We start from the raw sequence: 21,879 nt of genomic DNA, 5'->3' as shown, positions 1-21,879 counted from the left end.
TATTATGTACAATCTAGATTATATTTTAAATTTTTGAATCATTTCATTAAGTTTTTCAGCAAGTTCAGCTTGGCTCTGAGCAGCCTGAGCAACCTCGTGAATTGCTGAATTAGTTTCACTTATACTCCCTAGTATTTCCTGCGAACTAGCTGACGATTCCTGCGCAATTGAAGATACGTTTTCAATTGCATTTTTAACTTCTGAAATGGTTTCTGTTACATCATCCATTGAAGTCATAATATCTTTAGATAATCCATTATAGAAAGAAGCATCTTCTCCATACTGCTTACCAACATTTATTAACATTTCATAATCTGGTTTAACTTGAGTTTCAATATATTCAAGTACCTCATTTGCATTGCCCGAAAGGTTTTGAAAAGCCTTTTCTACCCGCTCTGTTACTTCTTGGATGTTTTTAACAGTTTCGGTTGATTGCTCTGCAAGCGTTCTAACTTCGTCAGCTACAACTGCAAATCCTTTACCTTGTTCCCCAGCCCTAGCCGCTTCTATAGCTGCATTTAAAGCAAGAAGATTAGTTTGAGCCGCAATATCTCCTATTGCCTCTGCCATTCTCTTTACCTCTTGGACAACATTACCTTCCTCTATTGCTTTAATTATGTTTTGCTGCTTAATATCATATACCTCATTAGCTATTTTATAACTTTCATTTGCATTTACTTTAATTTCAGTAGCTCTTTTATCTATTTCCTTTGCCGACTTAGTCCCATCGCTTGCCTTTTTTGCTACTTGTAATGCATTTTGTGAAATATTTTCTGCTGTCGCATTTACTTCTTCTGTAGTAGTACTTAGTTGCTGTGACCCACTTGAAATCTGCATTATTGATTCCTTAACAATTTCCATCTTCGATGATATCTCTTCTGTAGTTGCGGATAGTTCCTCACTAGTAGCACTGATACTCGAGGCATCCGTCATTATTTGTGTAATTAACATTTTTATATTTTCTCCAGCTTCGTTTAAAGAAGTAGACATTTTCCCTAATTCATCACCTTCAGTAATCTTCATTTGTTGTGTTAAATCTCCATCTTTTAGATTATCAGCAAACTTCACAACAACATGTATTCTCTTTACAAGCCATATCGCCAAAATTATACCTAATGCGAAACTTATTATTACCCCTACTATCATTATCACATTTAACAATCTAAAGGAATTACTAAATACAGACTTATTTATATTCCATTTATTTTCGGCTGAGGTTGTATTCTCTTTTATTATTGTTGATAAACCATCTTTTAAAGGTGTTCTAAGTAAACCATACTCATTTTTGTAAACTCTTGTAGCTTCTGCGTAGTTACCACTTTCAGCTAACCTTACTACCTTATTTAATGACTCATAGTATGCTGGTAATGAAGCTTTCAATTTGTTATAGTTTTGCTTCTCCTTGTCATTATCAAAAGGTATCTTCTCGTACTCAGTAAAGAGTTTAGTATTCTCAATTAATATTTTACTCATGTCCTCTTTCATATGAGCCATTTCATCTTTAAACTTAACATTTAGCACATGTTCTAAATCTATCTTTTCTTTGTAGCTGTTACCTTGGACCGTATATATCTTTTCTAGCCTAATTAAACTATTTTCGTAAATAAAATTACCATTATTATTAATAGTGCTCATGCTCCTAAGACCAAGGACACCAACACTAAGTAGAAATACAGCACTTATTATACTAGTTGCAAATAGTTTTTGCGATATTTTCATTTTCTTTAACATTTTTAATTCCCCCTGCTAACTTTTTTATATTTAATTTTACATGATTATATAGCACTGTGTTGTAATATAATTTTATTCCCCTTTATTCTATCGAGTGTTAAATTATATTCTTAACCCATATGTTTTTTACTATTATGTAAAACAGTTGCAATTTTGTAAAAGCAAGTCTGAAGTGTGTTCATTATAGCCGTTACATGAGGATAATACTTTGGAGCTAATTGATTTAAACTAACACTTCATTGCTTTATATAGTGAGAGTAAAAAAATTTAGCTGAAGTTTCGAGTAAAGATCAGTCTACTTTAACTAGAATAATTGATATACTTGAAAGAAAAAACTTTATTAAAAGGCATCCAAATAAAGAAGACCGACGCTCCATTGATATACATATAACAGCTGATGGGTTAGGTACTTGCAAAAAAGTGACTCCATTTTTAGAGGACATAAATGGCACTGTGTATATTGAAAATAAGCATATCAAAGTCCCTAAATTAAAGTCTATGATAAAAATAAAGCAGCATAGAGAATTCAATGTGTTAATTAAATCTTGCACTATATCATAAGTTCCAAGTGGAAAATATTATATATCTATTTTAGTTGACGCTGAAAATATTCAATTGCCTAAAACAGATAGTAAGATAGGGGTAGATCTGGGAATTAAAGAGTTTGCAATAACAAGCAATGGTGAGTTTTTTCATAATCCTAAATACCTAAAGAAATCAGCTAAAAGGTTAACTAAACTTCAAAAGGATTTATCAAGAAAACAAAAAGGTAGCAATAATAGAAAAAAAGCTAAAATAAAAGTAGCACCATCAACCTATGCAAGTAGTCAGTTATGTTCTGATTGTGGTAATCAATCAAGTCAAACTAAAGACTTATCTTGTAGAACTTATATATGCCCAGTATGTGGGATGATAATGGATAGAGATATAAATGCGAGCAAAAATTTACTAAAACTAGCAATATAATAAAAGATATATTGTTAGAGAAGTTGGAATGACCTTGATAGCTTGGATACGTCTCTGCAAGAGACGCACACGGCTCCGGAAGAGACGAACTTGCTACAGTAGTAGTATTGACCAAGAAGCCATCCACTTCTATAAGTGGTGGTAGTTCACAAGACAACAGTCACAATTAGAAATAAAATTGACTAATCTGAGGTGAGTTAGATGGAAGTTGAAATAATAATTAATACAGGTTTTATATTTACCGAAAGTAGCACCTTTGACTTAGAAGAGTTTTGGGACTCCATCGGATGGACAGTAATCCCAGATAAAATTATCCTTCGGTTATACAAATGGGCTTATTTAATCCATACAATTTTTTATGAGTTATATAGTAAGCTATTGCTAAAGGTATACAAGAACCAATCCATGCAAGAGGACTTGCCATGGAGACACCTGTAAAACCTAAGTATTTTGATAAAATAATAGCAGCAAAGATTCGCATAATTAGTTCCATAACTCCCGCTAAAGTAGGAGCAAGACTCTGTCCTAATCCTTGAAGACTATATCTGTAAATAAAAAGTAGCGCTAACACAAAGTACATTGCTCCATTTATGTTTAAATAGGTTTGTGCAAGAGATACTACTTTGGGTTGATTATCCCCTACAAAAAGTAATATCATAAAACGACCAGCTAAAATATTGAACAGACCAACAATAATACTAAAACCTACTGATATGATACTACATTGCTTTATACCAATACGGATTCTGTCTATTTTACCTGCGCCATAATTTTGGGCTACAAATGTGGCCATTGTAATACCAAATGACATCATAGGTTGAATTGCTAGTGTATCAATTTTTTGTGCTGCAGTGTATGCCGCTACGGATAGTTCGCCTAAATTATTTAGTGCAAATTGAACAGTAATTGCACCAATTGCTATAATAGAAGCCTGAAATGCCATAGGAAGACCCATTCTTAAATGCTCCCATATGATTTTTTTTGTTAAATGCCAATCACTCCTGTGTAGTTTTAAAATAGGCATATTTCTCATGATATGGCTAAAGCATAATATAGCAGAAATTCCTTGAGATATTGTAGTTGCCCAGGCAGCTCCTGCAACCCCCATATTGAAGCTTAAAATAAATACGAAATCTAAAATTATATTTAAAACACTAGCAATAACTAAAAATATTAGGGGTGTTCGGCTGTCTCCCAAAGCTCTCATAACATTAGAAAACAAGTTAAATAACATTGACACTATAATGCCCCAGAAAATTATAATTATAAAATTATAAGCACCTTCTATTATTTCTGGTGGTGTATGCATTATCTCTAAAATTGGTCGTGCAAATATTACGCTTACAATTGTAAGCACCATTGTGATTAATAAACTTAGCACAATACTTGCTACATAACTATGTCTTACCCCCTGTTTATCTCCAGCTCCAAAACAGGTAGCTGTGATTATGGAAAATCCAGCAGTTAATCCTTGTGAAAAACCAAGTATAAGAAACATAATGCTCCCTGTACAGCCTACTGTTGCTAGAGCATTAATTCCCATTGTACGTCCCACAATCAGAGTATCTGCTAAGCTATAAAATTGCTGAAAAATATTACCTATAAGTAACGGCAGTGTGAAAACTAAAATAATTTTAGCTGGACTGCCCTTTGTTAAGTCTCGTATCATAAAGATTGCCCTCCGTTAATATTCTGTTTAATTCCATCCTTTAATTATGCATATAGGATCTTATAGTACTTACCTTGCCACTCTCTTTTACGGAGTAACTCTACGTCCATAAGTAAAATCGCTATTAAGTGTTTGAACTCTAATTACAGCCCCTGTATGAGGTGCATTTATCATGTTACCATTCCCAATATATATTCCTACATGATGAGCAGGAGTTCCGAAAAATACCAAATCTCCAGGCCTAAGATCAGCTCTAGATACAAGTGTTCCTACATTTTGTTGATCCTCTGAAACCCTTGGTAAGTTCACTCCAAAATGTCCAAATACATATTGTGTAAAACCTGAACAGTCGAAGCCTTTAGGACTTGTTCCCCCCCATACATAAGGAATACCAAGAAAATCTGAAGCATATGCTAAAACTGGATTAGAAGAAAATATAGCCTCATTTGTTTTTTTCTCTAGAGCTACTTCTTTTGCTATACCAGCTTGGTCTGTTACCATTTGTGCACCATATTGATTTTCCTCAGCATTTAATTGTGCTACCAATATAATTTGATCTGTTTTTTGTTTTGTTAAAGTAGCTAATTTCTTTTTATTGTCAACTCTTAAAGATAGTAACTTTGTACTTTTCGTATCTAGTGCTACCTTTTTTAAATTAATTTCAGCCTCATTTGTTTTTAAATCACCAATAACATTTTGATCAAATTTTGATATCATTTTTACATTTTCTACTCTGGATATAAAATCATTTATCCCCTTTGAAGCTAGGATAACTTCTATAAAGCTTGATGACCCACCCATATACATTGCTCGCATTCTTTTATTAAAAAGTATCTGTTCTGCTTTGATATTACCCTCAATATCTAAAATATTCATTTGGTCTTGTTTTATATCCTTTTGTATTTTTGCTATATTATTTTCATTAATTTTCATTTTAGCTATAATTGCTTCAATTTGATTGTCTGTAATCTCTACTTTAATTACAAGATCATTTTTTTTAGTTTGAATCTGCTGAACCTTTATCTTATCTGACGCAGGATCTGCGTATACGCTAGTAAACCCAACGCTCATAGTTACAACAAGCGCCATTATGGCTACCCCTATTTTCTTGTTCATTTCTCTCCCCCTATATGTAATTTTCTCTTCCTAATTCCTACAAAATGATTTATTAATTATATAACTTTAAAGTATTTATAACAAATTTTATATATATGTAAATTATATCATATTAATGTATTAAATTTTCTAAAAATATTAATCTTTACCTTTTCGCTATCAGTTTTTTCTTTTTACACCTTCATTCAAGAATTGCATTAATAATTATAGTTCTAAAAGATCTAGAAAAACTTGGTGATGTTATGAAAAAAATAAATTTCAATTTTTGTTAAAATATGGTTAAAATCTAATAAATCGTAAAAAATATGACCGTATGTGATCGTTTTCTATTGAAACGTAAATAAAACATGATCGAATATGAACATATATGTTGTTTAAGAACTGATTTTATATTATCATGTATATATAGACGTTAAAAATAAATACAAAAGGTAGTGACTAAAAGATGATATACACAGTAACTTTTAATCCGGCTATAGATTATGTTATAACCGTAGATGATTTTAAAGCAGGATCAATTAATAGAGTTGACAGTGAAGAAAAATTTGCTGGCGGAAAAGGGATAAATGTATCAAGAGTTTTAAATAATTTTGGAATAAAAACTAAGGCTTTGGGTTTTGTTGGAGGTTTTACTGGAAAATTTATAATTGATTCATTGGAGTCTCAAGGTGTTGAAACTGACTTTATTGAGATAAGTGGTGATACAAGAATAAACGTTAAACTCAACTCGAAAGAAGAGACGGAAATCAATGGAGCCGGTCCAGTTATAAAAGACGAAGACTTAAATAAGCTATTTACAATAGTAGAAGGTTTAACTTCAAATGATTATCTAGTGTTATCAGGAAATGTTCAGAAGTCTGTTCCAAGGGACATATATGCCAGACTTCAAAAAAAGTGTGCTTCTAATAATGTAAAAGTTGTAGTTGATACTACAGGTGATGCTTTGGTTGCAACGCTTCAGAATAAGCCATTTTTAATAAAACCTAATAATCATGAACTAGGTGAAATATTTAATAAAGAACTTACAGATACAGATGAAATTATTAAATATGCAAAGAAACTTATTGTTATGGGAGCACAGAATGTAATTATATCTATGGCTGAAAGAGGCGCTCTTCTAATTTGTGAAAGTGGAGTTTATCATGCAACACCAGCAAAAGGAAAAGTACAGAATTCAGTTGGTGCAGGAGATTCAGTTATTGCAGGATTTTTAGCTAAGTATTCACAGTCGAAAGATCTAATTGAAGCATTTAGATGGGGAGCTACATCTGGAAGTGCCACAGCATTTTCAAAAGATTTATGTAAAAAAGAAGATATTGAGCATTATTTAGCGCAGGTAATTGTAAATAAATTAGATTAATATCTAGTTATTAATTGACCTGTTCATATAAACTAACTAAGCTTGTATTTATCACAGGAGGAAAAATATGAAAATAACAGAACTTTTAAAGAAAAATACTATTATTCTAGATCTAAAATCTAATAGTAAGGCAGATGTAATTGATGAATTAGTAAATAAACTTGATAGTGCGGGAATGTTAAATGATAAGGAAGAATATAAAAAAGCAATCTTAAAAAGAGAAGCAGACTTCTCAACTGGAATTGGTGAGGGTATAGCTATCCCTCATGCAAAAGTTGCGGCTGTAAAAACTCCAGCCTTAGCTTTTGGACGTTCTACAGCTGGAATTGATTTTGATTCCTTAGATGATGCTCCTGCAAACATATTTTTTATGATTGCAGCAACTGAGGGTGCTAATAATACACATTTGGAAACACTTTCAAGGTTATCTACTCTTCTTATGAATGAAGATTTTAAAAAGAAACTTTTCATTGTTAAAACACCTGAAGAAGTTTTAAGTTTAATCGATAGTCAAGAGGCTGAAAAATTAGAAGAAGAGAGTGCCCAGGAAGAAGAAATAGTAGAGGTAACCGGCTTAAAAGGTTTAGTACTCGCAGTAACAGCATGTCCTACAGGTATAGCACATACTTATATGGCAGCTGACGCCTTGAAAAATAAGGCTAAAGAAATGGGAGTAGACATAAAAGTTGAAACCAACGGTGCTACAGGAGTTAAAAATAGATTAACCGATGATGAAATAGAAAGAGCTTCAGGCATAATCGTAGCTGCTGATAAACAAGTTGAAATGGCAAGGTTTAACGGCAAAAAAGTAGTTATAGTTCCGGTGGTTCAAGGAATAAAAAAACCAGAAGAACTTATAAATCAGGCATTAAATGGTGAAGCGCCTGTTTATAATAATGCTGGTGGTAATAAAGCTTCTACTGGAAGTGAAAAAACAGGAATTTATAAACATCTTATGAGCGGTATTTCAAATATGCTTCCTTTCATTGTTGGTGGAGGAATATTAATAGCTTTATCATTTATATTCGAAAAGAGTTCAAATCCAAACTTGTTATATTTGTCTAACCTTCTTTCAGTAGTTGGAGGCAAGAATGCTTTTGCACTTATGGTACCAGTACTTGCTGGTTTTATAGGTATGAGTATTGCAGACAGACCAGGTTTTGCTCCTGCAATGGTAGGTGGTTTTTTAGCATATCAAAGTAATGCAGGATTTCTTGGTGGAATTATTGCAGGATTTCTTGGTGGTTATGTAGTACTACTTCTTAAGAAGACTTTTTCAAAATTGCCAGAAGCTCTTGAGAGTATAAAACCAGTGCTTATATATCCACTTCTAGGCATTTTTATTACCGGTGCTATAATGTACATTTGTGTAGATGGACCAGTTCTTCAAATTAACCTTTTTCTTCAACATTGGTTAGGTGGAATGGGCACAGGTAACAAAGTTCTACTAGGTATTATATTAGGTGGAATGATGGCAATTGATATGGGTGGACCAATAAACAAGGCTGCGTTTGCATTTGGGATTGCTATGATAAGTTCAGGAAATTATTATCCACATGCAGCTGTAATGGCTGGTGGTATGTCTGCACCCCTAGGGATTGCACTTGCTACTTCATTCTTTAAAAATAGATTTACAAAGCAGGAAAGAGAGACTGGTCTTAGTTGTTATATAATGGGTGCTTGTTTTGTAACAGAAGGAGCCATACCTTTTGCAGCAGCAGATCCAGTAAGAGTAATTCCCGCAGCTGCAATAGGATCAGCCGTAGCTGGTGGACTTTCATTATTTTTTAATATAGGAATGCCAGTTCCACATGGCGGTATATTTGTAGTTGCTTTAGTTAAAGGAAGTCCATTACTTTATTTACTATCGATTTTGATAGGAGCTTTCGTTACCTGCTTAATACTAGGAATTTTAAAAAAACCAAAAGATATTTAAAATAGTTAAAAGTTAATGACTAATAGGCCCCCTAAGCATCATGGATAATATTAACTCAAGTAGTTAATATTAAAATATGATGATTAGGGGGCCTATCTTTATATATTAAGTATACATAATGTAACACTCCTTTATTTTCAACATATCATATATAAGGTCTAAGTACCTGAAATAAAGTAACTAATAATTATGCTAGTCTACTCTATTTTATTTCTTATACCAAACTTTATATTAAAGGAGCATTTATGAATGAAAACAGACGATAACCGTGACAAATTAAGGCTTATAAAGAATTTTTTTATTTTTAACATGTTACAACAACCATCTTGTTTTATTAATATTAATAAAACATCTAAAAAAAACTCAGCAAATATCAAACAAGAAAATAGATACCCAAATAACTTATCTACAGAAAAAAGTTCAAAGGATAAGATAAGTACAGAATCTGTAATTCCAATCTGCGATAAATTAACTATGGCAAAATTTCTCGTCATTTTAAAACTCTTACAGCGACCATATTCTAATGAAAATATAATTAAAACATCTAAAATCAACCCAATAAATATTAAGAATGAAAATAGAGTAATACCAAATAATTTAGATTTAATTAACAATTCAGAAAATAAAAAATCAAAATTTATGTTTTTTATTCAACGAGTAACTTTTAAAAATAATTCAGAATTTATAAACAAAAAAAGTGAAATTAATACTGCAGATGACATTTATGAAAATGATGATTACTTAGAAAGCTCAACACCAACTTTACCCATTACAATCGAAGAAAAAGATATAGATACAGATATTCCTATTGAATAATATCATTCTTCATTATCATTGAAATTATTTTGAAAGGACTGAATAAAAATGGATAAACAAAAAACCGCAGCATTATCTATAGTTTCTAATACTGCGTTAATATTTTTTAAAATAGTAGTTGGAGTATTAATGGGCTCCGTTAGTGTTATTTCTGAAGCAATCCATTCTTCTATAGATCTTTTAGCAAGCCTTATTGCTTTTTTCTCCATTAAGGTAGCATCAAAAGCTGAGGACGATGGTCATCCCTTTGGACATGGCAAGTATGAAAATGTGTCTGGTTTCGTTGAGGCTATATTAATTTTACTTGCTGCCGCACTCATTATCTATCAAGCCATAAAAAGGATTTTTGAAGGCGGAACTGTAGAGAATGTAGGTGCAGGCATATTAGTAATGCTACTCGCTGCTGTAGTTAACTTTTTTATTTCAATGATTTTATTAAAAACAGCAAAAAAAACGGATTCTATTGCCCTAGAGGCTGATGGCATGCATCTTCTAACAGATGTATACACTTCTATTGGAGTATTTCTTGGGCTTGTATTATTAAAAATAACGAATATACCAATTATTGATCCACTTACTGCTATATTTGTTGCACTCCTAATAATTAAGACTTCTGTAGACTTAATCAAAAAATCTTTAAATGATTTAGTGGACTCTAAGCTTCCAGATGACGATATTTTAAAGATATTAAACATACTTGACTCTCATCTAGAAATTACTAAATATCATAGTTTAAAAACAAGGAAAAGTGGTCCTACACGAGAAATTAATGTAAATGTGCATGTTGTTGAAAATACCTCACTAGTTGATGCCCATAACCTCTCTGATAAAGTTGAAGAAGAAATAAAAGACATTTTTCCTGGAGGATCCTATGTATTGATTCATATAGAACCAGAAAACTCATAAAAAAAAGATCAAATAAAATCACATAACTACGTCTAAAAGAATACCTTGATAATGAATGAATTATTAATGGAGGTATTTACTTGGGGTATTATATTAAAGTAGAAAACGACGTAAAGATTTATGTAGAGGATCTTAACCCAGAAGGCAAGGAGACAATCTTATTTCTCCATGGTTGGCCTGGAAGTCATAACTTGTTTGAATATCAATTTGATTTGCTTCCCCAAATGGGATACAGATGTATAGGTATAGACACGAGAGGGTTTGGTGAATCAGATAAACCGTTCACAGGTTATGACTACAATCGATTATCAGATGATGTTAGAATGATAGTAGCTGCACTTAAATTAAATAATTTCACACTTGCAGGACACTCCACAGGAGGATCGATTGCTATTAGATACATGGCTAGGCACTGCGAATATGGGGTATCTAAACTAGTTCTTATCGACGCAGCTGCTCCTTATCTTATACAAACTCCAACTAATCCTTATGGGGCACCAAAAGCAGTCATTGATAATATAATCCAGGGAACATATAATGATCGTCCTAAGATGCTACGAGATTTCGGCGATATTTTTTTCTTTCAGCATATAACATGTGCCTTCTCCGATTGGTTCTTTCAATTGGGACTACAAGCAGCAGGATGGGCAACTGCAGCTATTGCTAAAACTTGGATAAGGGAAGATTTATCTTCTGATTTAGGAAAAATAAATGTTCCTACTTTAATTGTTCATGGTATACATGACAAAGTTGTTCCTTTTAAGCTTGGTGAATTACAAAACCAATGTATTAAAAATTCAAAACTTATACCTTTTAAATATAGTGGTCATGCTACGTTCTATGATGAACGTGACAAATTCAACAAAGAGTTGGTTAAATTCATAGAAGAATAAACCGTGTTTGCAATGTTAAATAATCTCAAAATGAAAGTAGCTCAATTGCTATTGTGTTACTTTCATTTTGTTTTTTGAATTTTCTCAATATTACAACTTTTATGTTTTATATTGCTAAAGTGTGAAAGTTGTAATATCATGGTAAATGTCGTTTAAAAAAACTTATTTTTAAGAAAGAGGTATATTATGGAAGAATTAAGGGATGAACTAATAAAACTTATAAATGAAAAAGGACCTTTAAATGAAAGTACAATACTCGTCAGTCAAGAATTGGACAAGCTTATTGTTTCTCATTATCATTTTGAAAACAAATAAAAAAGGCATTGCTGCCTTTTTTACTTGAAGATGCACCGCCCCCAAGCTCATGAACATTCACTGGAATATTTGCCAATACGGAGCTTACTTTGCAATAGCAGATAATTTGGTTATAGTCCTTGTATCCTTAAGCATGATGTTACCAAATTTTGATGTATTCTCGAATGAACTGCCCGAATCATCACACCAAGCTGCTACACTAATTCTTTTTCCCTTAGAATCGGCATTGTTTACTTGAACATCAAAGCCAAGTGTTGAACCGTCTGCTGGTTTAATAGCAGTAAGTGGTATCACTTCTTCTACTATATAGCCTGCTTGAGTTCTACTTGTTGCAGATTTAAAACCATCAGGTTTTGCACCTCCAAAACTTTGCTCATTATCAAAGTTAACCCTCATTTGAGAATCATCCTTTTCATAAGATGATGTCTTATGATCATTTTGATCTAAGAAAATTTCTACTGAATCTTGTTCATACGCATTAGCACTAGATTTATTCAAAACATCATCAGTAACTTCGGAAAGTACATAAAGATTATTATTATCCCACATAGTTCTAACTTTTGCCGTTGCACCTGAAGTTCCATTTACCCACTTATTAGTGTTTATTACATTAGTTTTATTCCAAATATCATCTATTTTACCGTCTATTATAGGTGTACCATATACAGTACTAACTGCTTGTGATGGTTTATTCAAAGTCAAATTGCCATAATATGCAGTACTTATATCTTGACTGTTAGAATAGTCGTTAAGTTCTGCTATTGAATCTATACTTCCTTTTCCTTTATCATCATTAACCCTAATATCGTAGCCTATTGTACTTCCAATCTTAGGATTTATATCACTTAAAGGGATAATTGCTTGCACAGTGTATCCATTAGCACCATTTTGAACATAATGTGTTATGCTCGAGCTTTCAGAGTTATTACGACTCATTTTGTAGTGTTTATAACCGGTATTACAATTTGTAGTTTTACCATCATTTTTATCCACAAAAATCTCTATACTATCTTTCGCTTTTGGAGTTGCATCTGTGACCTGTGCATATATGTACAGGTTGTTTTCATCCCATAAAGTTTTAACATTTGCGGTAGCTCCATCCATGCCTTTATAAAATGTGTTAGCATGATCTGTCTGTCCCATAATCCATAATTTATCAATATTAGGCCCGATTAATGGAGTTCCTTTAGCACTTGATAAAGATTGTCTACTAGGCTTTACTTTACTTGGATCCACTATTGCCCAGTAAGCAGGTTTAGCTTGAAACTTACTATCAAATAACAATGGTTGATAATCTGAACGCCATGAATCTGCATCCGTTATACCCCAGATCATAACAGTACTAATGTTATTCTTTTTACTCTTTAATAAGTCAAACACCTGTTTATATAATTTTGCTTGCTTTAAGTAGCCCTCTTGATTTATGGTTCCTAAAATTTCTAAATCAAGCTCTGTTACTTGAATGTCAACTCCTAGAGATGCAAACTTCTCTATAGAAGCCTTTATAGAGTCTACCGAGGTATTGGTATTAATATGCATTTGCATACCGATGCCATCAACTGGAACACCTTTAGCTTTTAGGTCTTTTACTATATCATACATCTTTTGAGTTTTTGCAGTATTTCCTTCTATACCATAATCATTTATATATAGCTTCATTGTTGGGTCAGCTTTGTGCGCAATCTCAAATGCTTTTTCAATATAATCAGCGCCTGCTATTTGATACCATTTCGAATCTCTATAAGTACCAGAATTATCAATAACTTCATTAACTACATCCCAGCACTTTATAGGATTATTTGCTCCGTACTTGTCTTTAAAATGGGTTAACACCGTGTTTATATGTGTTTCCAACCTTTTAAGCAGTAAATCTTTTGAGCAAAGTTTAGTCGAATCCTTTGGATCCTGAAAAAACCAATCTGGTATTTGACTATGCCAAACCAATGTATGCCCTCTCATAGCCATTTTGTTTTCTATTGCATAATCTACAATTTTATCTGCTTTAGTATAAGTAAATTTTCCTTCTGTTGGCTGAAGTGCATCTGGCTTCATGTCATTCCCAGCTACAATAGTATTAAAATGCTTTTTTATAAGCTGGTCAGTTTGACTATTACTACCTAGTATACTAGCTGGATACACAACCGTTCCTATTGGAAAATAATCTTTGAATACTTCTGAAAGATTTGGTATATTATTTTGAATGTTTAATTGAACTGTTGGTGTATTCGCTGTTGTTTTGTTTTCCGCTAAGCCGACAATGGCATCGTTTTCAAAATTACGATTAGAAACCATATTAGGATATTGCATTGGATCCGCAAAAGCTGTTGGTACACCTATTCCTCCTATTCCCGTAGCCATAAGTAATGACATTGTAAAACTAAAAGATTTTAAAAATTTACTTTTTACTTTCATCATTTCTTCCCCTCTTTAATTTGAATTTTTAATATTTACAATTATACCCATTAATAATGATAACTGTAAATATTATGAAATTCAAGAGGTATTTTAGATTTTTCAAATAATTGTGAAAGATTATTTGAAAAATATATAACATGAACTAGGGTTATTTAGTTATGAGGTTACTTTCGACAACATAAATCAATATTGTAATTTTAATATTTACTCTTGAAAAATACACCTACACCACATTTTTTTATTACATTTATGGCAATATATTTTTCTATGATATAATTTGTTTTTGAGACTAAAAACAGAAAAACTTTTGATACTATCCCACAATGAAATTTTGAATCGTTCATTACATTCATCACATACCCATATACAATTAAATGTTCTCCAACTAACTAACACCAATGTTGCTACACTGTAAAATAACAAATATAAAATACCAAGTAAAACATTACTAGCCTTTGGTTCTAAAAAAAATCATAATAAATGTCATTGCAATATATATACATACTCTAATTAAAACACTCCTGCTTATCAAATCACTGCCCCCTATATACGTGCCTTTAGTTTTCATAAAGCTAAAGTTCAGCATCATTGTGGCACTTAACCCATCGTAGTAAGTATCACCCTACCATGTACATAAATAGTGTTATAGTCTCTTTAAATGGTTTCTCATCCCACTCATTTGCTTTACTACTCAATTGTACTTATTTTACTCTTTTAGCAATTGGATGGTTTTCTTTAAACTGAACCAAATCCCATAAGTTTCCGTATAAATCTTTGAATACTGCAACTGTACCATATGATTGTTCTTTAGGTTCTCTAACGAATTCTATACCTTTTGCTATCATTTCATTATAGTCTCTCCAAAGATCATCTGTTCCAAGAAATAGGAAAACTCGTCCTCCTGCCTGATTTCCAATAAACGATAGTTGTTCTGGTTTGGAAGCTCTTGCAAGTAATATTGTGGTTCCTGATGAACTTGGTGGAGACACTACCACCCAACGTTTATCTTGTTCTGGTTGGTATGTATCTTCTATTAATGTAAAATGAAGTTTCTTTGTGTAAAATTCAATGGCTTCATCATAGTCTTTAACTACTAACGCAATGTGTACAACAGATTGTATCATTTTATCTACCTCACTTTCTTTACAAAATAAAAATAATATTATTTTTATTTTACTATAGTCAATGCTCGTACTGTCATAATAAGATATGTCCAAAAACTTAAATGGTATTTATCTTTTAAATATAGCATTATGAATTATGATTTTTTTTCATTCTTGTACTAAACATAATATCAGTCAAACTGCTAAAAAAAACCATTAGTATTCCAAGGCCTATGTAATTTAATTTTAAAAAATCTTTAATTGTAACGCATATAAGAATACCAATAACAAATATAACAACTTTTAATAACCCTTTTTCCTTTACATTATTTATTGAATTCTGTAAAGGCACAAATAATTTTAACACACTTTTATTTAAAGCATCTAATATTACGCTAAAAATAATAGTCGATAAAACTGTGGATACCACAACACTTAATAAGTCTGCAATAAAGTTCATATTATTTCAGTCCTTTCTATTTAATAATATTTAACTATTCCAACACAATATAAAAAAAGTATTTATGTACCTATTTTAATTCCGTTTCCTTTAGTGAATCGACATATTCTTTAGCTTCAACTAATCCGAATCCAGTAACCTCTCTATATTTTTTGATTGCTTTAATTCTTTCACCTTCTAAAAGAAGACCCTTCAATTCATCCGTTACTGTATCAGGCACTACAACTTGTTTAGCAATTCTATTTACATTTGTATTTATACGTTTAATATCATTTCGTATCTGACTAATACTAGCACTTATGCCTAAAAGTAATCCTATGGCCATAAGGCCAAAACCAACTGTATAATTCATGATTCATCTCCTACTTGTATTTATTTAAGGGAATATCTTTATAATTGTATTTCTAGTTTAATGCGATTTTATTGAATTCTAAAGCTTTTACCTCCAGCTCCATGAGCAAATTCAAAACTTAATTTAACCAATCTAGAAGTTCTGTACCCATACCCCTTTATTGAAAGTGTACTAGTTTTAACAAAAAAAACAATCCAAACTGCGTGAAACGTACATTTTCTGTCTTAAGCAGCTATTTTTCTATATAATATAGTCTCAATTTCCTTTTGCAACTGTATTATATTAGGATGATGTGTTATTAATAAGTAAGTATAATTTTTATTATATATTTATATATACAACTGTTAAAATTTGGTATATAATTACTTTTATTCCATGAAAGTTTAAATGTTTTATAGGCATATAAACTTTGTATATTGAATGGGGGTGGGAGTATAAAGTAGTTACTATTGTCTAAGTAGTATAGAGGTTAATCATCAGTATTGATATGGAAGTCCTAAAAAAAAACAAATTGGGGGTATAAAAATGAAATTCAACAAAATTAGTATCAAAATCTTAGCATGTTCACTTGTAGTTTTAGGATCTTTAATTCAAACTCAAAATTCATATGCAGCTATTTTGCATCCAACAGGGTTAAATCACTTACATGAAAAAATACCAGGAATTAAAATGTTAGAGGATTCAGATAGTAAAATACAATTACCTACAAAAGTTGACCTAACAAGTCAATTTCCTAAAGTAGATAATCAAGGAAGTTTAGGAAGCTGCGTTTCATGGGCAACCGGTTATGCAGATAAGACTTATCAGGAGGGTCAAGAGTGGAAATGGTCTTTAAATACAATTTCTAATATATTCAGTCCAGCATATATATATAGTCAAATACATGCAGATAATTCAGCAGATGGTGGTGGGGCTAATTTTTCCGATGCATTTAACATTTTACAGACACAAGGCTGCACTACATTAGCTGATATGCCTTATGATGGAAGCGAATATGCATGGAAAACTACACCTACAGCTAAACAAAAAGCTAATGCAGCAAAATATAAAGCAGAAAGCTGGAGTGAGCTTCCAGATGGTAATTATAGTGCAATAAAGGCACAACTTGCAAATGGTAACCCTGTAGTTATCGGTATATCAGTATATCCAGATTTTGATAAATTGAATGCTAGCAATCCAATTTATGATCAAGTTTATGGTACAAGTAGAGGTGGTCATGCATTATGTGTAATTGGCTATGATGACACTAAAAGAGCAGTTAAAATAATAAATTCATGGGGTACAGATTGGGGAATTAATGGTTATGGATGGATTAGTTATGATTTAATAAAGAGTCAAAATATAGAAGCATATACAATGACTGATGCTTTGTAAATTATTGTTAGTATAGCAACAAAGTGAAAGTAACTCAATTAGTATTGTGTTACTTTCACTTTGTTTTTTTGATAAATAGTTGATGCTAATCTTACTCTTTAATCTGCTTTCTTTTCATGCCGCAGGACTTCGGATCTACATACTCAAAATCAAATTGATAGTATAGCTTATCTGCTGGTTTATTGGCAATCAAACATACATATGCATTTTCATCTGTGTTTTTGTTTAAATAGGAATCTATTTCTCTCATAATCACTTTCCCTAAACCTTTGCGTTGATAATTAGGATCTACCATAATATCAGAAACAACATAAGTTATCCCTTGATCACCAACAATTCTTCCAAAACCAATTAACTTATCATTATCCCATAAAGAAACAATAAACAATGAATGTTTCAATGCAATCTCTGTTTTTGATAAATCTTTCGTTCCCATTCCAGTTTTTAATCTCAAAGAAATATATTCTATCGCTGATGGAGCGCTGTATGTTATATCCATGTCTATTGAAACCTCCGATTATATAAATAAACTTTATTGCACGCTAAAATACTATCACACAACAATTTTCGACTTAATTGCACCATTATATTCCATGTTAATATCATATCCTGCTCTAATATTAGTGTATTTGATGAATACGTTATTTTACGTATGTAGAAATAAACTCTTTCGATATTTTGGCGATTTTATCTGCGTTTGTCCAATATAAATAATGCTTCCCACTAAGAACTTGATTCTTTTGAATATCCGAGTTTGAAATTACGTCTTCATGAAGTGGCAACCACTCTTTATTACTGTCTACGGACTCTTTTGATAAGAAGGATAAAACAGGTAATTTTTTTGGATATCTCACGTCATATAGTTCTTTTGTATTTGTATTTACCATATTAAATTCATTTATCACAGAGACATTTGCGCTATTCCAAGTTGTTGCCATTTTTTTTATTTTAACTTGCTTCGCAGAATAATAATTGTTTTTGTTCATACCATCATCAACACTTGACAAAAGGTATGTAGTATCCCTTACAATTCCAAACGTGTTAAGTAAGGTCAAATAAGGCGACATATTAGCATCTTTATTGATTTTTGTTTGATTCGGTGTAGACTCGTCAATTCCAATAATTGCCTCCACTTCTTTCGGGTAATTTATTGCATAGTACATCGAATATATGCCCGATATAGAGTGTGGCATTAATATATATGGTCCATTAATTTTCAATTCTTTAAGTGCCGTCCTTATTTCCTTTACAATGTTTGCATTAGAACGTTCCTCTTTTGTAGTGTCACTAAAACCGTATCCAAAACATTCAAGGATTACGACTTTATAATCTGAGCTTAATCTTTCTGCCAAAGGCATAAAATCCGTAATTGGTGATGCAGTTCCTAAACCGCTTAGTAACACTATTGTTTTTTTTCCTGAGCCAGTCACATAAGCTTGCATATTTTTACCGTCCACATTTATTGTTTGGCCACTTTTATATTTGTTTTTTTCAATTGATTTCAAGACATTATGCGTTACTGCTGATATAATTACTAATCCAACAATAATACCAATAATCCATAGTAATACTTTTCTTGTTATTCTTAGTGCCTTTCTCATCTAATGTTCCTCCATTTATCTAATCCAACTTTATTATAAGTACATACAAATGTAACTCCAGAAATTATTATCCAGATTAAGATTACTGCTATATTCTTGGCTTCTCCCGCTCCAAGCTCTCCCCCACTAAACATCTTTTGAAACATTAGGTTCATATTATAATTAGGCAAAAACCTTGCTATTAGTTCTATCTTTTTACTGAAGCTCGAAAATAATGGCACCATTAAAAAAAACATAAATATAGGCATACCGACTGTTCCTGCTGACATTTGGTTAGTAACAATAATGCCTACTACCGCCCCAATTTCTATCATGCTAATTGCAACTAAAGACGTTAACAATATAAATTCTCCTAAGTACACAGAATCCATTCCAACTATATAAAATATAAGTATATTTAGAATTTCTGATACCACAAATGTTATAACAACTTTTCCTATTAAAAATTCTAAAGGTGACACTCCTGAAAGCATAAGGGTTCTAAGTGTGTTTTTTTCTTTTTCTTCCGCAATCAACATAGCTATCATAAATCCAGCTATAAGTACAATATTCATACCTAAGCACATATATAGTATTTCGTATTTACCAATGCCATCACTTGTTACTCCGCCACGAAATACATTAGTGTATATAAAACTAAATAGAACCGGCAATAAGCACATTAATAAAATATTCCAATTTTTTACTAAACTCTTTATTTCCTTTTTAAACAATACATTAATTCTTCTTGTAAATTCCATTATAATTCTCTCCCTGTTAGATTTAAAATATGCTTTCTAGTGTTTGCTCCTTTCTGCGCTTTTACAAATTAATGACTGTAACTATTCCTTGTCCAAGTAATTATTTCTCGTACTCTTTGTAAATTTACTATATACGATCTATGACATCTGAAAAATCCAAAGTATTTTAATCTTTCTTCCAAATCAGTAAGAGAAATAGTACAAGGAAACTTTTCTCCACTAATATATATATTGCTAATTCCCTTGTCACTCTCAATATAATCAATCTCTATCGGATCAAACAGCAGAATTTTATCATCAATCTTAACCGGTATCTTCTCAATTTTATATACTTCGTTTGTACTGACCAATTTTTCTATAGGGATGCCATCCACCCCCTTATGCACTTCCTCTTTCTGGCAGCCATACTCTTCTCTGTTATTACTTAATGATACCAATCCACCTGCATCTAACCGATACGCTTTTTGGCCGATCATTATCGTATCTTTAAAAAGCACGGAAGTGATTAACACAGCAGTTCCACTAGAACATAAATCATCTATGTTTTCAATTATTGATATGGCTCCATCCAGGTCCATATTAAGAATTGGCTCCTGAAATATTAACAATTTAGGCTGCTTTAATCTTTCTCTAGCAAAGCTTACACGTCTTTTTTGTGAATAACTTAACTTACTAATTTTAGTATTGGCAATGTCCAAAAGTGCCAGACCCATCAATATTTCTTTATAATTAACCTTGTTTCCAAAAATATCAGCAAAAAACTTCATATAACTCTCTATCGTCATATTTTCATAAAGAGCATCTTCTCTGAGCACAACTCCTATGCTAGCCATGTTTTTTTTAATATACTCTGAATTTTTAATACCATCTATAAAAATCTCACCTTTTCCTGGTATTTCTTTTCCTAATATCAAATTTACCAACAAATCACTTATCTCATTGCTACATTCTATACTTACAGAGTTTCCTTTATCTATATTAATATCTATGCCTTTCAAAATATTATTCTTTTTCTCTTTATACAAACCTTTAATTTTAAGCATATAAATCATCCTTCAACCTTTTTGATAACAATTATAGCATAGTTTCGGGCTAATTATTTCTCTATTTTATTTAGATAATCCTTTTTCATGAGCAATAGAAATCACCTTTTCTATTCCTTACAATTCCTCTCTTGGCTTCACAATATTTTTTCTATCATAATAACCATATAATATCAATAGTAATTAATATTTCAGCATCGCAGTGATGATTTAATGAAAATAAAAAAGCTATGAGAAATTCATAACTTTTTCATTTGTTCTTTTGTAATCAATTTTATATAAAACTAATGACCATTATTTACTGGGGAATGATCAATTATTTCAAAAGCGTATATTCAAGAAATTTTATTTTATTGTTAAATTTAATTAAATTTAATTAGATTTAGAATCATTTCTAACTTAAATTTAATTAGCTACAAGTCAGTGATTTGAGTAAATTGTTAGATATTGATCTTATTTACTTAATTAAATTCTCATTAAATTCTCGCCATAATAAAGCGATCATTTACTGAGTTACTATTTAAAATAACTACTGAATTGCAACATATAAATAGCAATGCACTTTGCCATCTTTCGTATATTCACCTGGAACAGTGCTCTCAAAATCTGCTGTAAAGGTTCTGTGTATATCGCCCGATTTTTGCTCAGACCATACCTTTTCCCATGCTTTTCTCGTACAAACACCTATTTCTCCGTTTTCATCTTTTTCATCGTATTTTTTATAAGAGCCTTTACTTACTTTATCATCCATTTTTTGAAAAAAGTCCGCTGTTACAGCCATTATAGTTAGATCATAATCTCCATTTTCATCACTGGAATAATTACTATATTTTGAAATTGGAGAAATACCCTGTTGAAATATATGTTCACTATCAAAAATAATAGGTAGTTTTCCACTTGTAATATCATTCCAAATATCACCAATATTATTTATTCCTTCTTTTGAATTATCTGTTCTTATTGTTATTTTGTTTAATTTATATGCCATAATTTTACTCCCCCTTTTATCTAAATAATTTAAAAATGTGACACCCAAATTAAAGTTTACCATAAAAAACAATATTATCAAATATTTCAAAAGGG

Annotated in this window: 20 protein-coding genes and 1 pseudogene; 8 read left to right on the top strand and 13 right to left on the bottom strand. The window is 31.5% G+C overall.

Going from position 1 to position 21,879, the window contains the following annotated elements:
* Window positions 1–18: 18 nt before the first annotated feature.
* Window positions 19–1,731, bottom strand: coding sequence for a methyl-accepting chemotaxis protein (locus A7L45_RS07460; RefSeq protein ID WP_071612196.1), 1,713 nt, complete (start codon window positions 1,729–1,731; stop codon window positions 19–21).
* A gap of 447 nt (window positions 1,732–2,178) precedes the next feature.
* On the opposite strand from A7L45_RS07460, the pseudogene A7L45_RS07450 reads away from it, so the two are divergent.
* Window positions 2,179–2,697 (top strand): annotated as a pseudogene (locus A7L45_RS07450) (transposase); the annotation flags it as partial.
* A gap of 310 nt (window positions 2,698–3,007) precedes the next feature.
* Here A7L45_RS07450 and A7L45_RS07445 read toward each other — a convergent pair.
* The gene (locus A7L45_RS07445) at window positions 3,008–4,366 is read right to left on the bottom strand and encodes an MATE family efflux transporter (RefSeq protein WP_084647382.1); all 1,359 of its coding nucleotides are present in this window, start codon (window positions 4,364–4,366) and stop codon (window positions 3,008–3,010) included.
* A gap of 87 nt (window positions 4,367–4,453) precedes the next feature.
* Window positions 4,454–5,482: a C40 family peptidase gene (locus A7L45_RS07440; RefSeq protein ID WP_071612195.1), complete on the bottom strand. Its 1,029-nt coding sequence runs from the start codon at window positions 5,480–5,482 to the stop codon at window positions 4,454–4,456.
* A gap of 445 nt (window positions 5,483–5,927) precedes the next feature.
* Here A7L45_RS07440 and pfkB point away from each other — a divergent pair, with 445 nt between their 5' ends.
* The 6 genes from pfkB to A7L45_RS07410 all read left to right on the top strand — a co-directional run bounded on the left by pfkB (window position 5,928) and on the right by A7L45_RS07410 (window position 11,708).
* A complete protein-coding gene (gene pfkB / locus A7L45_RS07435) occupies window positions 5,928–6,842 on the top strand; it encodes a 1-phosphofructokinase (protein WP_071612194.1) in 915 nt (304 codons plus the stop codon).
* A gap of 67 nt (window positions 6,843–6,909) precedes the next feature.
* Complete coding sequence (locus A7L45_RS07430) at window positions 6,910–8,778, top strand: PTS fructose transporter subunit IIABC (RefSeq protein WP_071612193.1); 1,869 nt, start codon at window positions 6,910–6,912, stop codon at window positions 8,776–8,778.
* A 249-nt stretch (window positions 8,779–9,027) separates the two neighbouring features.
* Window positions 9,028–9,594 carry a hypothetical protein gene (locus A7L45_RS07425; protein ID WP_071612192.1) on the top strand — a complete coding sequence of 189 codons (567 nt, stop codon included), beginning with the start codon at window positions 9,028–9,030 and terminating at the stop codon, window positions 9,592–9,594.
* 48 nt (window positions 9,595–9,642) lie between these two features.
* On the top strand, window positions 9,643–10,500 hold the full coding sequence (locus tag A7L45_RS07420; RefSeq protein ID WP_071612191.1) for a cation diffusion facilitator family transporter: 858 nt from the start codon (window positions 9,643–9,645) through the stop codon (window positions 10,498–10,500).
* Between the two features lie 80 nt (window positions 10,501–10,580).
* Entirely contained in the window at window positions 10,581–11,393 is an 813-nt protein-coding gene (locus A7L45_RS07415; RefSeq protein ID WP_071612190.1) for an alpha/beta fold hydrolase, read from the top strand.
* A 186-nt stretch (window positions 11,394–11,579) separates the two neighbouring features.
* Window positions 11,580–11,708 carry an aspartyl-phosphate phosphatase Spo0E family protein gene (locus A7L45_RS07410; protein WP_084647381.1) on the top strand — a complete coding sequence of 43 codons (129 nt, stop codon included), beginning with the start codon at window positions 11,580–11,582 and terminating at the stop codon, window positions 11,706–11,708.
* An 84-nt stretch (window positions 11,709–11,792) separates the two neighbouring features.
* Here the strand turns inward: A7L45_RS07410 and A7L45_RS07405 are convergent, their stop codons facing one another.
* The 5 genes from A7L45_RS07405 to A7L45_RS07390 form a co-directional block, all read right to left on the bottom strand.
* Window positions 11,793–14,123 (bottom strand): endo-1,4-beta-xylanase, encoded by a 2,331-nt coding sequence (locus A7L45_RS07405; RefSeq protein ID WP_084647380.1) that lies wholly within the window; start codon window positions 14,121–14,123, stop codon window positions 11,793–11,795.
* 197 nt (window positions 14,124–14,320) lie between these two features.
* A complete protein-coding gene (locus tag A7L45_RS23465) occupies window positions 14,321–14,467 on the bottom strand; it encodes a hypothetical protein (RefSeq protein ID WP_207647763.1) in 147 nt (48 codons plus the stop codon).
* Between the two features lie 357 nt (window positions 14,468–14,824).
* Entirely contained in the window at window positions 14,825–15,247 is a 423-nt protein-coding gene (locus A7L45_RS07400) for a VOC family protein (protein WP_071612188.1), read from the bottom strand.
* A gap of 127 nt (window positions 15,248–15,374) precedes the next feature.
* On the bottom strand, window positions 15,375–15,686 hold the full coding sequence (locus A7L45_RS07395; protein ID WP_071612187.1) for a hypothetical protein: 312 nt from the start codon (window positions 15,684–15,686) through the stop codon (window positions 15,375–15,377).
* Between the two features lie 70 nt (window positions 15,687–15,756).
* A complete protein-coding gene (locus A7L45_RS07390; RefSeq protein WP_071612186.1) occupies window positions 15,757–16,038 on the bottom strand; it encodes a ribosomal protein L7/L12 in 282 nt (93 codons plus the stop codon).
* A gap of 525 nt (window positions 16,039–16,563) precedes the next feature.
* On the opposite strand from A7L45_RS07390, the gene A7L45_RS07385 reads away from it, so the two are divergent.
* Window positions 16,564–17,412, top strand: coding sequence for a C1 family peptidase (locus A7L45_RS07385; protein ID WP_071612185.1), 849 nt, complete (start codon window positions 16,564–16,566; stop codon window positions 17,410–17,412).
* A gap of 91 nt (window positions 17,413–17,503) precedes the next feature.
* Here the strand turns inward: A7L45_RS07385 and A7L45_RS07380 are convergent, their stop codons facing one another.
* From A7L45_RS07380 to A7L45_RS07360, 5 genes are all read right to left on the bottom strand, one after another.
* Window positions 17,504–17,911, bottom strand: a complete 408-nt coding sequence (locus tag A7L45_RS07380) for a GNAT family N-acetyltransferase (protein WP_071612184.1) — start codon at window positions 17,909–17,911, stop codon at window positions 17,504–17,506.
* A 142-nt stretch (window positions 17,912–18,053) separates the two neighbouring features.
* Entirely contained in the window at window positions 18,054–19,013 is a 960-nt protein-coding gene (locus A7L45_RS07375) for an alpha/beta fold hydrolase (RefSeq protein ID WP_071612183.1), read from the bottom strand.
* Window positions 19,010–19,753: an ABC transporter permease gene (locus A7L45_RS07370; protein ID WP_071612182.1), complete on the bottom strand. Its 744-nt coding sequence runs from the start codon at window positions 19,751–19,753 to the stop codon at window positions 19,010–19,012. The genes A7L45_RS07375 and A7L45_RS07370 overlap by 4 nt, the downstream gene beginning before the upstream one ends.
* A 68-nt stretch (window positions 19,754–19,821) precedes the next feature.
* Window positions 19,822–20,796, bottom strand: a complete 975-nt coding sequence (locus tag A7L45_RS07365) for a LytTR family transcriptional regulator DNA-binding domain-containing protein (RefSeq protein WP_071612181.1) — start codon at window positions 20,794–20,796, stop codon at window positions 19,822–19,824.
* A gap of 529 nt (window positions 20,797–21,325) precedes the next feature.
* Window positions 21,326–21,784 carry an AraC family transcriptional regulator gene (locus tag A7L45_RS07360; protein WP_071612180.1) on the bottom strand — a complete coding sequence of 153 codons (459 nt, stop codon included), beginning with the start codon at window positions 21,782–21,784 and terminating at the stop codon, window positions 21,326–21,328.
* Window positions 21,785–21,879 lie beyond the last annotated feature (95 nt).

This window comes from Clostridium estertheticum subsp. estertheticum, assembly GCF_001877035.1.
In the GTDB taxonomy this organism is placed as follows: Bacteria; Bacillota; Clostridia; order Clostridiales; family Clostridiaceae; genus Clostridium_AD; species Clostridium_AD estertheticum.
The sequence above is the reverse complement of the archived record's forward strand: the minus strand, read 5'-3'. Positions and strand labels throughout refer to the sequence as shown.

What these genes read in the sequence shown, in the direction of transcription:
- A7L45_RS07460 (WP_071612196.1), bottom strand. Translation starts at nt 1,731, where the DNA reads ATGTTAAAGAAAATGAAAATATCGCAAAAACTATTTGCAACTAGTATA.
- A7L45_RS07445 (WP_084647382.1), bottom strand. Translation starts at nt 4,366, where the DNA reads ATGATACGAGACTTAACAAAGGGCAGTCCAGCTAAAATTATTTTAGTT.
- A7L45_RS07440 (WP_071612195.1), bottom strand. Translation starts at nt 5,482, where the DNA reads ATGAACAAGAAAATAGGGGTAGCCATAATGGCGCTTGTTGTAACTATG.
- pfkB (WP_071612194.1), top strand. Translation starts at nt 5,928, where the DNA reads ATGATATACACAGTAACTTTTAATCCGGCTATAGATTATGTTATAACC.
- A7L45_RS07430 (WP_071612193.1), top strand. Translation starts at nt 6,910, where the DNA reads ATGAAAATAACAGAACTTTTAAAGAAAAATACTATTATTCTAGATCTA.
- A7L45_RS07425 (WP_071612192.1), top strand. Translation starts at nt 9,028, where the DNA reads ATGAAAACAGACGATAACCGTGACAAATTAAGGCTTATAAAGAATTTT.
- A7L45_RS07420 (WP_071612191.1), top strand. Translation starts at nt 9,643, where the DNA reads ATGGATAAACAAAAAACCGCAGCATTATCTATAGTTTCTAATACTGCG.
- A7L45_RS07410 (WP_084647381.1), top strand. Translation starts at nt 11,580, where the DNA reads ATGGAAGAATTAAGGGATGAACTAATAAAACTTATAAATGAAAAAGGA.
- A7L45_RS07405 (WP_084647380.1), bottom strand. Translation starts at nt 14,123, where the DNA reads ATGATGAAAGTAAAAAGTAAATTTTTAAAATCTTTTAGTTTTACAATG.
- A7L45_RS23465 (WP_207647763.1), bottom strand. Translation starts at nt 14,467, where the DNA reads ATGAACGATTCAAAATTTCATTGTGGGATAGTATCAAAAGTTTTTCTG.
- A7L45_RS07400 (WP_071612188.1), bottom strand. Translation starts at nt 15,247, where the DNA reads ATGATACAATCTGTTGTACACATTGCGTTAGTAGTTAAAGACTATGAT.
- A7L45_RS07395 (WP_071612187.1), bottom strand. Translation starts at nt 15,686, where the DNA reads ATGAACTTTATTGCAGACTTATTAAGTGTTGTGGTATCCACAGTTTTA.
- A7L45_RS07390 (WP_071612186.1), bottom strand. Translation starts at nt 16,038, where the DNA reads ATGAATTATACAGTTGGTTTTGGCCTTATGGCCATAGGATTACTTTTA.
- A7L45_RS07385 (WP_071612185.1), top strand. Translation starts at nt 16,564, where the DNA reads ATGAAATTCAACAAAATTAGTATCAAAATCTTAGCATGTTCACTTGTA.
- A7L45_RS07380 (WP_071612184.1), bottom strand. Translation starts at nt 17,911, where the DNA reads ATGGATATAACATACAGCGCTCCATCAGCGATAGAATATATTTCTTTG.
- A7L45_RS07375 (WP_071612183.1), bottom strand. Translation starts at nt 19,013, where the DNA reads ATGAGAAAGGCACTAAGAATAACAAGAAAAGTATTACTATGGATTATT.
- A7L45_RS07370 (WP_071612182.1), bottom strand. Translation starts at nt 19,753, where the DNA reads ATGGAATTTACAAGAAGAATTAATGTATTGTTTAAAAAGGAAATAAAG.
- A7L45_RS07365 (WP_071612181.1), bottom strand. Translation starts at nt 20,796, where the DNA reads ATGCTTAAAATTAAAGGTTTGTATAAAGAGAAAAAGAATAATATTTTG.
- A7L45_RS07360 (WP_071612180.1), bottom strand. Translation starts at nt 21,784, where the DNA reads ATGGCATATAAATTAAACAAAATAACAATAAGAACAGATAATTCAAAA.